9 protein-coding genes are annotated in these 11,650 nt (G+C 73.2%); 4 read left to right on the top strand and 5 right to left on the bottom strand.

What is annotated here, in order from left to right; genetic code table 11:
• Window positions 1–144: 144 nt before the first annotated feature.
• The 3 genes from AC5WAM_RS05395 to abc-f form a co-directional block, all read right to left on the bottom strand.
• Window positions 145–705, bottom strand: coding sequence for a CGNR zinc finger domain-containing protein (locus AC5WAM_RS05395; RefSeq protein WP_366789499.1), 561 nt, complete (start codon window positions 703–705; stop codon window positions 145–147).
• Between the two features lie 190 nt (window positions 706–895).
• The gene (locus AC5WAM_RS05390; protein WP_495523506.1) at window positions 896–2,512 is read right to left on the bottom strand and encodes an ABC-F family ATP-binding cassette domain-containing protein; all 1,617 of its coding nucleotides are present in this window, start codon (window positions 2,510–2,512) and stop codon (window positions 896–898) included.
• A 151-nt stretch (window positions 2,513–2,663) separates the two neighbouring features.
• Complete coding sequence (gene abc-f, locus AC5WAM_RS05385; protein WP_495521769.1) at window positions 2,664–4,298, bottom strand: ribosomal protection-like ABC-F family protein; 1,635 nt, start codon at window positions 4,296–4,298, stop codon at window positions 2,664–2,666.
• Between the two features lie 404 nt (window positions 4,299–4,702).
• Between abc-f and AC5WAM_RS05380 the strand changes: the two genes are divergently transcribed.
• Window positions 4,703–6,313 (top strand): tannase/feruloyl esterase family alpha/beta hydrolase, encoded by a 1,611-nt coding sequence (locus AC5WAM_RS05380; protein ID WP_495521768.1) that lies wholly within the window; start codon window positions 4,703–4,705, stop codon window positions 6,311–6,313.
• A 54-nt stretch (window positions 6,314–6,367) separates the two neighbouring features.
• Window positions 6,368–6,832 (top strand): cupin domain-containing protein, encoded by a 465-nt coding sequence (locus AC5WAM_RS05375; RefSeq protein WP_495521767.1) that lies wholly within the window; start codon window positions 6,368–6,370, stop codon window positions 6,830–6,832.
• 49 nt (window positions 6,833–6,881) lie between these two features.
• Here the strand turns inward: AC5WAM_RS05375 and AC5WAM_RS05370 are convergent, their stop codons facing one another.
• Window positions 6,882–7,370 carry a TetR/AcrR family transcriptional regulator gene (locus AC5WAM_RS05370; RefSeq protein ID WP_366789574.1) on the bottom strand — a complete coding sequence of 163 codons (489 nt, stop codon included), beginning with the start codon at window positions 7,368–7,370 and terminating at the stop codon, window positions 6,882–6,884.
• Window positions 7,371–7,669: 299 nt separating this feature from the next.
• Window positions 7,670–8,737 (bottom strand): alpha/beta fold hydrolase, encoded by a 1,068-nt coding sequence (locus AC5WAM_RS05365; RefSeq protein ID WP_495521766.1) that lies wholly within the window; start codon window positions 8,735–8,737, stop codon window positions 7,670–7,672.
• Window positions 8,738–8,962: 225 nt separating this feature from the next.
• Here AC5WAM_RS05365 and AC5WAM_RS05360 point away from each other — a divergent pair, with 225 nt between their 5' ends.
• Both AC5WAM_RS05360 and AC5WAM_RS05355 read left to right on the top strand, forming a co-directional pair.
• Entirely contained in the window at window positions 8,963–10,405 is a 1,443-nt protein-coding gene (locus AC5WAM_RS05360) for an aldehyde dehydrogenase (protein WP_495521765.1), read from the top strand.
• Between the two features lie 194 nt (window positions 10,406–10,599).
• Window positions 10,600–11,571 (top strand): alpha/beta fold hydrolase, encoded by a 972-nt coding sequence (locus AC5WAM_RS05355; protein WP_495521764.1) that lies wholly within the window; start codon window positions 10,600–10,602, stop codon window positions 11,569–11,571.
• Window positions 11,572–11,650: the final 79 nt, after the last annotated feature.

Here is an 11,650-nt window from a genome sequence, read left to right as displayed (position 1 = left end):
CCCTCGCATGCCGCTCTCCGCTCTCCGCCGCCTGGTCCGGGGCACCATCCTGCGTACTTCGCGGACGGGGAGCACCCCGGCCGGGCCGTGCGGGTGAGCCGGGTGCGGGCGCCGCCCGAGGCCGCCGGGGCGCACCCGGCCGGGTCAGGCGGTCGTGGCGGGCGCGGTCTTCTTGCGCGCGCGGTACGCCGCGGCCTTGATCTTGTTGCCGCAGGACTCCATGCCGCACCACTGGCGCCGCATGCCGCGGGAGCGGTCGACGTACACGCGGGTGCACTCCGGATTGCCGCACTCCTTCAGGAGTGGGACGTCGGGGCCGCTGAGCAGTTCGACGGCCTGGCGGGCGACGGTGGCCAGGGCCTGGGCGGGGGTCGCCTCGTTGTGCCGTCCGGTCAGGGAGAGCTGGGGCGTGACCGGGGTGGCGCGGGCCGCGCCGTTGAGCACGGCGAGGGCCTCGCGGTCGAACTCCTCGCCGAGGCGGCGGTTGGTGATGAGCCGGTAGACGGCCTCGCGGAGGGTGATCGCCGCCCGGACGTCCTCCTCGTGGGCGGGGGTGATCGTGTCCACGAGCCCGGACTCCAGGTACCAGGCGTTGAGCCGCTCCGGCGTCACGAACATCTCGAACCGCGCCGAGCGCCGTGCGCGGAGCGTGGCCGCGAAGTCGAGGGCCGGCTGTCCGCAGACGAAGACGTGGTCAAGATTCACATCACCATCCTGGCAGGTGACTGTCGAGGGGCGCAAGAATCGCCACCGCGCCCGGCCACCCGCTCGCCGCGCCCGGCCACCCGCTCACCGCGCCCGGCCACCCGCTCACCGTGCCGGGCCGCCCGCTCACCGTGCCGGGCCGCCCGCTCACCGTGCCGGGCCGCCCGCTCACCGTGCCGGGCCGCCCCGTTCACCGGCCGTGGTCGCGCTCCAGGTGGAGCGTGCGGCCCGGCCACCGGCGGCGCAGCCAGCGGTCGTGGCTCGCGAGGACGACGGCGCCCGGGCCGCTGCCCAGGGCCTCCTCCAGTTCGTCGCACAGGCGCGGGGAGAGGTGGTTGGTGGGCTCGTCCAGGAGCAGCAGCTCGGGCGGGCGGGCCACCAGCAGGGCGAGCGCGAGCCGCCGCCGCTGCCCGACGGACAGCTGCCCCACGGGCTTGTCCAGGTCGCCCGCGTGCAGCAGGCCGAGCGAGCCGAGGGGCACCTGCTCGGCCCGCGCCGGGCCCAGCGACAGCGCGTAGGTGTCACGTGCCGTGCGCGCGGGCCGGTCGAACACGGTGTCCTGGTCGAGCAGCCCCACCGACAACCGAGGGCGCGCGCGGACGACGCCCTCGGCGGGGAGGCGTCCGGCGAGCACGGCGAGCAGCGTCGACTTGCCCGCGCCGTTGTCGCCGGTGACCAGCAGCCGGTCGGTCGGTGACACCTCCAGAGCGGTCGGCGCGAGCCGGCCCGGCACGTGCGCGTTCCGCAGGGCGACCAGGGGCCCCGGCTCGTCCTCGCTCACCACGGCCGGCGCTCCGGCCGCGAACCGCAGGGGGGTGGGCGGCTCGGCGACCCGGTCGCGCTCCAGCTCCGCGAGGCGCCGTGCGGCGTTGCGCACGCGGCGGGAGATCTGGTGCTGCACGCGCCCGGCCCGGTGGCCGTAGCCCATCTTCTCGTTGTCGCGCGGCCCCCGGTCCGGCGCGACGCGGTGCGCGGTCACCTGTGCCGAGCGGCGCAGCTCCGTCAACTCCTCCTGTTCTTCGGCGTAGCGCCGCTCCCAGCGCCGCCGCTCGGCGCGCTTCTCGCTCAGGTACGCGGTGTAGCCGCCGCCGTAGCGCACGGGCCCCGCCATCGCCGGGTCGAGGTCGACCAGGTCGGTGCAGACGGCGTCGAGGAACGCCCGGTCGTGGCTGGCGAACACCACGGCTCCGGGCAGCGCGCGGAGCTGCTCCTCGAGGAAGGCGGCGGCGCCGTCGTCGAGGTGGTTGGTCGGCTCGTCGAGGAGCAGCGCCGACGGCCGCCGGACGAGCAGCGCGGCCAGGGCGAGCCTGCCGCGCTGCCCGCCGGACAGCGACCCGAGCGTGCGGTCGTGCCCGAGCGCGCCCAGGCCGAGGCCTTCGAGGACCAGGGCCGCGCGGCGGTCGGCGTCCCAGGACTCGCGGTCCTGGGCCTGTTCGAGGCGTCTGCCGTAGGCGTCGAGGAGCTCCTGGTGGCCGGGGGCGTCCTCGGGGACGCGGGCGAGTTCGTCGCCGAGCCGGGCGAGCTCGGCGAGGTCGGCACGGGCCTCGCGGAGCGCGTCGGCGAGGACCGCGGCGACGGTCGAGCCCGTGGGGAAGGGCATCTCCTGGTGCAGGAAGCCCAGGTCGTCGGGGCGCGAGACGGTTCCGGCGTCGGGCCGGTCCGTGCCCGCGAGGAGCCGCAGCAGGGTGGACTTGCCGACGCCGTTCTCCCCGATGAGGCCGATGCGGTGGCCGGGCGACGCGGTGAGGCCGACGCCGTCCAGGACGCGTCGGCCGCCGAGGACGCGGACGAGGTCATGGGCGAGCAGGGCGTGCCGGGTGTGTGGGGCGTGCTGAGTGCGCTGGGTGTACCGGGTGTGCTGGGTGTGTGGGGACACAGGGATCCGCTCCACGGGGACGGTGGCGGTGGTCGGCCCGCGGGGCGCACGGCCTCGGCGCGGGCCACTGCACGCGCCGGGCTCACATCTCGGGCGCCCCGGTCTCCTTGAGGCGTCCGTCGGCGAGCCGCAGCCAGCGGTCCACGCCGATCTCGGTGAGGAACCGCTCGTCGTGGCTGATCACCACGAAGGCGCCCTGGTAGGAGTTGAGGGCGCTCTCCAGCTGGCCCGCGCTGACGAGGTCGAGGTTGTTGGTCGGCTCGTCGAGCAGCAGGAGCTGGGGGGCCGGTTCGGCGCACAGGACGCAGGCCAGCGTGGCGCGCAGCCGCTCGCCGCCGGAGAGGACCCCGACGGGCAGGTGTGCTCGTGGCCCGCGGAAGAGGAAGCGGGCGAGCAGGTTCATCCGCTCCGCCTCGGGCCGTTCGGGGGCGAACGCGGCGAAGTTCTCCGCCACGGTGCGGTCCACGTCCAGCAGGTCGAGGCGTTGCGAGAGGTACGCGATCCGCCCGTCGTTCCGCTTGGTCTCACCGCTGTCCGGGGTGAGTTCACCGGTGATCAGGCGCAACAGGGTGGTCTTGCCCGCGCCGTTGGGCCCGGTCAGCGCGATGCGCTCGGGGCCGCGGACGGTGAGGTCGACGCCGCCGTCGGCGAACACGGCCGTGCCGCCGTGGTGGACCTGCATCCCCGCGCCGAGAAAGAGGTTGCGTCCCGCGGGGACGTGGGTGTCGGGCAGTTCGAGGGTGATGCGCTGTTCGTCGCGCAGCGCGCGTCCGGCCTCGTCGAGCCGGGACTTGGCCTCGCTGACCCGGGCGGCGTGCATCTGCCCGGCTCGGCCCGCGGACTCCTGGGCGCCGCGCTTCATGTTGCCCGCGAAGATGCGGGGGAGGCCCGCGTTCTTGAGGTTGCGGGCGGCGTTGCTCTGGCGGCGTTCGGCGCGCTCGCGGGCCTGCTGCAGCTCGCGCTTCTCGCGCTTGAGCTCCTGCTCCGCGTTGCGGACGTTCTTCTCGGCGACCTCCCGCTCGGCCCGTACGGCCTCCTCGTAGGCGGTGAAGTTGCCTCCGTAGAGGCGCAGTTCGTCGCTGCCGAGCTCCGCGACGCGTTCCATGCGGTCGAGCAGCGCGCGGTCGTGGCTGACCAGGAGCAGACAGCCGGTGAAGTCCGACAGGACGTCGTAGAGCTTGTGCCGGGCCGGTAGGTCGAGGTTGTTGGTCGGCTCGTCGAGCAGCAGGATGTCGGGGCGCCTGAGCAGTTGGGCGGCGAGGCCGAGGGAGACGACCTGCCCGCCGCTGAGCGTGCTCAGGGTGCGGTCCAGGGCGAGCGAGGCCAGGCCGAGACGGTCGAGCTGGGCGCGGGTGCGCTCCTCGATGTCCCAGTCGTCGCCGATGGTGGTGAAGTGCTCCTCACTCACGTCACCGGACTCGACGGCGTCGAGGGCGCGGATCACCGCGGCGACGCCGAGCACCTCGGCGACCGTGAGGTCACCGGTCAGGGGGAGGCTCTGCGGGAGGTAGCCGAGCGTGCCGCCGACCGACAACGAGCCGGTGGCGGGCGTGAGTTCACCGGCGATCAGCTTGAGCAGGGTGCTCTTGCCGGAGCCGTTGGGGGCGACCAGGCCGGTGCGGCCGGTGGCCACGGTGAAGGACAGGTCGTGGAAGACGGGGGTGTCGTCGGGCCAGGCGAAGGAGACGTTCGAGCAGACGACAGCGGCGTCGGACATGGGAAGTGACCTCGAAGGATCGAGGGCAGACGGAGCTCTGCCCTGGGCAGTTGTGGGAAAGGGGGTACGACGAAGGGGCCTCGGTACGGGCGCTCGTACAGCGCCGTCCGACGGCCGGTCACATCCGGGTCTCACCCGGAGATGTCGTCGTCACCTGCCACGACTGCCGCTCCTCGATCGATGGGTCCACGTCGCGCACACAGTAGCAGGCGTGTACGCCGCCGTGCGTCGAGCGGCGGCCGCGTCCGCCACCATCGCCCTCGTCGTCGGCCTCTGGCCGCCGGGCTGACGCGAAATCGCCCTCTGCTCTTGCCGTCACCGGTCTAACCGGTGATAGCGTCAGCGCCGTCCGGACCCCATGTCGGCGCACTCGCGCACACCCCTTTCCTTGGACGGGACGATCCATGAGACGACTTCTGACGGTCTTGGCCGCCGGTGCCCCGCTGGCCGCGTCCGTGTACCTGCCGACCGCGACGGCGGCGCCCCACGAGAGCTCCGGCCCCGCGAAGGCCGCCTGCGTCGCGCCGCCCCTGAACGCCCCGGCCGGGACCGAGGCGGAGTCCGTGACGGCGGTCCGCCGACCGGGCGGCACCGTCCACGGGAGCGGCATCCTGGGCGGCACGGTCACCGGCGTCCCCGCCTACTGCGAGGTGACGGTCACCCTCACCCACCCGGGCGCCGGCGACCGCGCCACGGTGCGGACCTGGCTGCCCGAGGACGGCTGGAACGGCCGCTTCCAGGGGCTCGGCGGCAGTGCGTACGCGGCCGGGGACAACGGCGTCGGCCTGGCCACGGCGGTCAAGAACGGCTACGCGGCGACCACCACCGACGCGGGCGTCGGCGACGTCCTCGACGTCGGCTGGGGGCTGCGCGGCGACGGCCGGGTCGACTCCGCGCTGCTGGCCAACTTCGCCTCCCGCTCCCAGCACGAGGCCGCGGTCCTCGGCAAGCAGGCCGTCGCCGGGGTCTACGGCAGGCGTGCCTCCTACGCCTACTTCAACGGCTGCTCCACCGGCGGACGCCAGGGCTATATGGAGGCCCAGCGCCACCCCGACGACTACGACGGCATCCTCGCGAACGCGCCCGCCGTCAGCTGGGACGAGTTCGAGGTCGCCACCCTGTGGCCGCAGGTGGTCATGAACAACGAGCGGACCTACCCGTCCTCCTGCACGTTCAAGGCCTTCACCGACGCCGCCGTCAAGGCCTGCGACGCGCTCGACGGCCTCAGGGACGGCCTGGTCAACGACGCGGCCCGGTGTGACTTCGACCCGCGCCGCCTGATCGGCACCGACGTGCTGTGCGGCGACGGGAAGCACACCGTCACGGCGGCCGAGGCGGCGGTGGTCCGCAAGATCTGGGACGGCCCGCGCACCCCGTCGGGCGAGAAGCTGTGGTCCGGCGTCCCGGTCGGCGCCGACCTGACGGGTCTGGCCCGCGTCACCGAGCCCGACGCGCACGGCGACGTCAAGGGCGAGCCGTTCCCCGTGCCGCGTGCCTGGGTCGCGACCTGGCTGGAGAAGCAGCCGTCGTTCGACGTCGCGACGATCACCTACGAGCGGTTCGCCCGGCTGTTCCGGCAGTCGCAGGCCGAGTACGGCGAGGTCATCGGCTCGGACGACCCGGACCTCTCGGCCTTCCGCACGTCCGGTGGGAAGCTGCTGAGTTGGCACGGCGAGGCCGACGAGTACATCCCCGCGCAGGGCACGGTCGAGTACCGCCGACAGGTCGAGCGGGCCATGGGCGGCGCCCGGCGCGTCGACGGCTTCTACCGCCTCTTCCTCGCCCCGGGCACGCCGCACTGCGGCCTCAACAGGGGCAAGGGCGCCACCGACGACCTCGGCGCGCTGCGGACCTGGGTCGAGCACGGCAAGGCCCCCGCGGTCCTGCCCGCCACCCTCGTCGACGCCCAGGGGCGGAGCGTCAACCGCGACCTGTGCGGCTACCCGCGCGTCTCCCGCTACCGGGGCCACGGCGACCCGGCCGACCCGGCCGGCTTCCGCTGCGAGCGGCGCTGACCACCTGCCCTCCGCCATGACCTCCATGGCACGGCATCCCACGAATGGAGAACCATGATGATCGATCGACGCCGTCTCTTACGGACGAGCGGTGCCGCCGCGGCGGCGGCCCTCGGTGCTGCCGCTCCGTCGGCCACCGCCTCGGCCGCGGAGCCCGCCCGAGGCCCGTCCCCGCGTCCCGGCGGGGACCCCGATCCGACCGGGGGCGTCACCCGTACCCTCCTCCAGGAGCACCCTTCGCCCGCGAAGGGGTGGGAGACCGTACAGACGCTCGTACAGATCCCGCGGCACAAGGAGTCGGGGCGGCACAGCCACCCCGGTGTCGAGGTCGGCTACATCATCCGCGGTGACGTGCTGATGGAGTTCGACGACAGGCCGCCGCTCCGCCTGCGCACGGGTGACCCGTTCTTCATCCCGGAAGGGGCCGTCCACAACGCCCGCAACGTGGGCAAGGTGACGACGATGATGCTCTCCACGTACGTCGTCGACGAGACGAAGCCCCTGGTGACCACCTACTAGAGCCCGGCCGGGCGCGTCCGTGCACCGGACGCGCCCGGTGGCGTCCCTGTCAGGGCGCGCCGATGCCGTGGAGCAGGGTGTCGACGACGACGTCCGCCGCCTGACCCGCACTCAGGTCGGGCAGGTGCCGTGCCACCAGGTGCATGAGCTGGGGCAGGAGGACGCTCGCCCAGCCCTCGGGCCTGTCGCGGCGCAGGAGGCCTTCGTCGGTGGCCCGCCGGAGGAAGGCGTCGACCTCGTGCACCGACGCGTCCCTGCGCCGGCGGACGGCGTCGTCGGTGAGCATGCGGGCCAGGTCGACGGGCCAGGTGCGGTTGACGGTGATGACGTTCTCGACGTAGCGGTGCAGGGCGACGGCGACGGGCGCTTCGCGCAGCCGGGCGTCCTCGATGGCCTGCTCGACGGCGGTGAGGCGGGCGTCGTAGATGGCGGCCAGGAGGTCCTCGCGGGAGGCGAAGCGCCGGTAGACGGTACGCCGGTCCACGCCCGCCTCGGCGGCGATGCTCGCGATGCTGGCGCCGGGGTCGGTGGCGAGCATGCGGGCCCCGGTGGTCAGGACGGCTTCCAGATTGCGCGCTGCGTCGGCTCTCACCGCACGGAGTCTAGCCGTGAGGTGGGGCGCCTGGGCCGTCTAACGCCACAGTGGTGTGCACCTTGGTGGCAGAGCTGCCGCACCGGCAGGGCCACCGCATCGGCGGAGCCCTCGCGCCGGGAGGGCCACCGCACCGGCGGAGCCCTCGCGCCGGGAGGGCCACCGCACCGGCGGAGCCCCCGCGCCGGGAGGGCCACCGCACCGGCGGAGCCCCCGCGCCGGGAGGGCCGTCGAGTCGGCAGGGATCAGAGGTGGTCCGCGTCGACGACCGCCTGGGCGAAGGCGGTGGGCGCTTCCTGCGGCAGGTTGTGCCCGACGTCCGCGATCGTGCGGTGCGCGTACGGCCCCGTGAAGTGATGGCGGTAGGCCGAACCGTCGCCGGGCTGGGTGAAGGGGTCGAGGGCCGCGTCGAGGGTGACGGTGGGCACGTGGAGGGAGGGCCGGGCGGCGAGCAGCTTCTCGTAGCGGTCGTAGCGGGGCTCGCCCTCGATGAGGCCGATGCGCCACCGGTAGTTGTGCAGGACGACGGCGGCGTAGTCCGGGTTGCGGAAGGCGTGGGCCGTGCGGGCGAAAGTGGCATCGTCGAAGCGCCAGTTGGGGGAGACGAGGGTCCACACGTAGCGGCAGAGGGCGACGCGGTCGTCCACGTCCTCCATGGTCCTCTTGCCGCGCTCGGTGGCGAAGTACCACTGATACCACCAGGTGTGCTCCACGGCCGGGGCGGCGGGCTCCCGCTGCGCCTTGAGGTCGGTGATGAGGTAACCGCCCGTGGAGACGAGGGCCTTGACGCGTTCGGGCCACAGGGCGGCGATGATGTCGGCGGTGCGTGAGCCCCAGTCGAAGCCCGCGAGGACCGCTCGGGGAATCTTGAGCGCGTCCATCAGGGCGACGATGTCGAGGGCCACGGCGGACTGCTCGGCGGTGCGGGGCGTGCGCCCGGAGAGGAAGCGGGTACTGCCGTGCCCGCGCAGATGGGGAACGATCACGCGGTACCCCATCCCGGCGAGCAGCGGTGCCACGTCGACGAAGCTGTGGATGTCGTAGGGCCACCCGTGCAGACACAGGACGACCGGCCCGTGGGCCGGTCCCGCCTCGGCGTAACCGACGTCGAGGACACCCGCCTTGACGTGCTTCAGCGTGGCGAACGCGGTGTGGGTGCCGGGGGTGATGGCGGGCACGGTGGGTGCGGGGCCGCTGTGCGGCCGAGGTGAGGTGGCCTCGGCGGAGGCCCGGGCTTGCGGGCCGGACAGCGCGACGGCCGCGCCGCCGGCACCCAGGGCCGCGGCCTTGCTGAAGGTGCGCCGGTCGATCATCTGAAGCCCTTCGTCATGCGTACGGGGGACGGGGGCGACACTCGCAGATGGTGTGTCACCGGTCAAGGGGGTGATTCGTGGCGTCGTGCTGGTCGGGCGAAGGGTGGCCCTCGCCGCGCTGAGAGGCGGCGCAGGCGAGGCAGTTAGTGTCCATTACTGCTACATTGATGTGACAGTTAATGAGCGCTCGGGAACGCGCCGAGCTCACGGGAAGGGGGAAAGCGCATGATCACCTACGGTCGGCTCTTCATCGGAGGCTCCTGGGTCGAGCCGAGCGACCCGCAGCTGCTCGACATCGCCTCGCCGCACGACCGGACGGTCCTCGGCCGCGCCGCGCAGGCGCGACCGGCGGACGTCGACCGGGCGGTGTCCGCGGCGCGGGAGTCCTTCGAGGCGGGCGCATGGCGCCTGACCCCTCCGGCCGAACGGATCGCGCGTCTGCGGCAGTTCAACGCGCTGCGCGAGGAGAGCGCGGAGAGGATCGCCCGCCTGATCTCCCAGGAGACCGGTTCGGCGGGATGGTTCACCCGCGCCGGACAGGCGGGCCTGACCCGGCAGGCGAACGCCTATCTGAAGGCGGCGGAGGACTTCGCCTGGGAAGAGACGCTTGCCTCGTCCGCCCCCGCCTCCCCCCTGCGCAGCGTGGTGCGCCGAGAGCCGGTCGGCGTCGTGGCCGCCGTCATCCCGTGGAACTCGCCCTTCTCCTCGGCCACTTCGAAGGTCATCCCCGCTCTGCTCGCAGGAAACTCCGTGGTCCTCAAGGTGTCCCCGGAGAACTCGCTGAGCATGGGCTTCCTGGCCGAACTCCTGGAGCGCGCGGGCCTGCCCGAAGGAGTGATCAGCGTCCTGCCCGCGGACCGGGAGACCAGTGAGTACTTGGTGTCGCACCGGGAGGTGGACAAGATCGCCTTCACCGGTTCGACGCGGGCCGGGCGCCGCATCGCCTCCCTCGCGGGCGAGCAGCTCAAGCGGGTCAGCCTGGAGCTGGGCGGCAAGTCCGCGGCGATCATCCTCCCGGACGCCGACATCGAGAAGGCCGTGGCGGGCGTCAGATTCGGCTCCCTGCTCAACAACGGCGAGTCGTGCATCGCCCAGACCAGGATCCTCGCCCCGCGCGACCGGTACGAGGAGGTCGTGACCGGGCTCAAGGAGCTGGTGGAGTCGCTGAAGGTCGGCGACCCGAGCGACCCCGACACGTTCATCGGCCCGATGATCCGCCCCGACCAGCAGCAGCGCGTCCGCGACTACATCCGGCTCGGCATCGAGGAAGGCGCCCGCCTGGTCACCGGCGGCCCGCAGGTCCCCGCGGGCCTGGAGCGCGGCAACTACGTCACCCCCACCGTCTTCGCCGACGTCGACAACTCCCTGCGCATCGCCCAGGAGGAGATCTTCGGCCCGGTCCTCGTCGTCATCGCCTACGACGACGAGGACGACGCCGTCCGCATCGCCAACGACTCGCAGTACGGCCTGTCCGGCGGCGTCTGGTCCGCCGACGAGGAGCGCGCCCTGGCGGTGGCCCGCCGCGTCCGCACCGGCACCGTCGCGGTCAACGGCGCCTCCGTCGGCTTCGACGGCCCGTTCGGCGGCTTCAAGGCGAGTGGCGTCGGCCGCGAGTTCGGCGCGGTCGGGCTCGGCACGTACACCGAGTACAAGACCATCACCCTGTGATCCGCGGTGCGGCACGGACGCGGCTGCGGGTGACGGCCGACGTCGCCGTGGGCCGGTTCGGCGTGACGTTCCGTCGGGCTTGACGGCAAGGCTGACGGCGAACATTGTCACCGTTTAGAGTGGTGACGAACATGAGGGGGCGCGTACGCAGCTCGCGTACACCCGGCACCTTCGACCGAACGCGAGGAAGCGACATGATCAGTAGGCGAGGACCGGCCCGGGCCGTCACGGCTGCGGCGCCCGCGACCGGGCGGGCCGCGGACGGCCTGGGGCCGGTGCGCCACACCCGTACCGACGTACTGGACGTCGCCTATCACGACGTCGGCCCGGCCCGGGGCGAGCCGGTGATCCTCCTGCACGGCTGGCCGTTCAGCCCCGTCGGCTCCTACGCCGAGGTGGCGCCCGCGCTGGCCCGGCACGGCCACCGCTGCTACGTCCCCTATCTGCGCGGCCACGGACAAACCCGCTTCCTGCGCGAGGACACCGTCCGCTCCGGGCAGCAGGCGGCGCTCGGCGCGGACCTGGTCGCCTTCATGGACTCCCTGAGCATTCCCCGGGCCCTGTTCGCGGGCTACGACTGGGGCGGGCGGGCCGGTGACGTCGCCGCGGCGCTGTGGCCCGAGCGGTGCACCGGCCTCGTCTCCGTGAACGGCTACCTCATCCAGAACCTCGCCGTCGCCCAAGAGCCCCTGGCCCCCGCGCGGGAGGAGGCCTACTGGTACTTCTTCTACTTCCTCACCGAGCGCGGGCGGAAGGGGCTCCAGGACAACCGCGAGGACCTGGCCCGCGTCGTCTGGCGCCGCAACTCCCCCGAATGGCGCTTCACCGAGGCGGAGTTCGCACAGGCGGCGGAGCTGTGGACCAACCCCGACTACGTCGACGTGGTGATCCACAGCTACCGCCACCGCCTGACGGCCGCACCCGGAGACCACCGGTACGCCGCGCTGGAGCGGAGGCTGCTGGACCAGCCGAAGATCACCGTCCCCACGGTCACGCTCGACGGCCAGGCCGACGGCGCCATTCCGCCGACCGACGGCAGCGAGTACGCCGCTCACTTCTCCGGCCCCTGGACCCACCACGTCGTGCCCGCCGCGGGCCACAACCTCCCACAGGAACGACCCGGAGCCTTCACCGACGCCGTCCTCGAAGCCGCCACCCTGAGCTGACCAGGGGACTCGGTGTCACCCCACGTCGTGAGGTGTGTGAAGGTGAGTCCGTCCAGCCGGCTGTATGGGTGAGGTATGG

The sequence above is a fragment of the Streptomyces sp. JLYT201 genome, from assembly GCF_059448825.1.
Note: the sequence above shows the minus strand (reverse complement) of the source record. Positions and strands in the feature narration are given on the sequence as shown.

Coding starts and splice junctions, on each gene's coding strand:
- abc-f (WP_495521769.1), bottom strand. CDS start 4,298: ATGTCCGACGCCGCTGTCGTCTGCTCGAACGTCTCCTTCGCCTGGCCC.
- AC5WAM_RS05380 (WP_495521768.1), top strand. CDS start 4,703: ATGAGACGACTTCTGACGGTCTTGGCCGCCGGTGCCCCGCTGGCCGCG.
- AC5WAM_RS05375 (WP_495521767.1), top strand. CDS start 6,368: ATGATGATCGATCGACGCCGTCTCTTACGGACGAGCGGTGCCGCCGCG.
- AC5WAM_RS05370 (WP_366789574.1), bottom strand. CDS start 7,370: ATGCTCGCCACCGACCCCGGCGCCAGCATCGCGAGCATCGCCGCCGAG.
- AC5WAM_RS05365 (WP_495521766.1), bottom strand. CDS start 8,737: ATGATCGACCGGCGCACCTTCAGCAAGGCCGCGGCCCTGGGTGCCGGC.
- AC5WAM_RS05360 (WP_495521765.1), top strand. CDS start 8,963: ATGATCACCTACGGTCGGCTCTTCATCGGAGGCTCCTGGGTCGAGCCG.
- AC5WAM_RS05355 (WP_495521764.1), top strand. CDS start 10,600: ATGATCAGTAGGCGAGGACCGGCCCGGGCCGTCACGGCTGCGGCGCCC.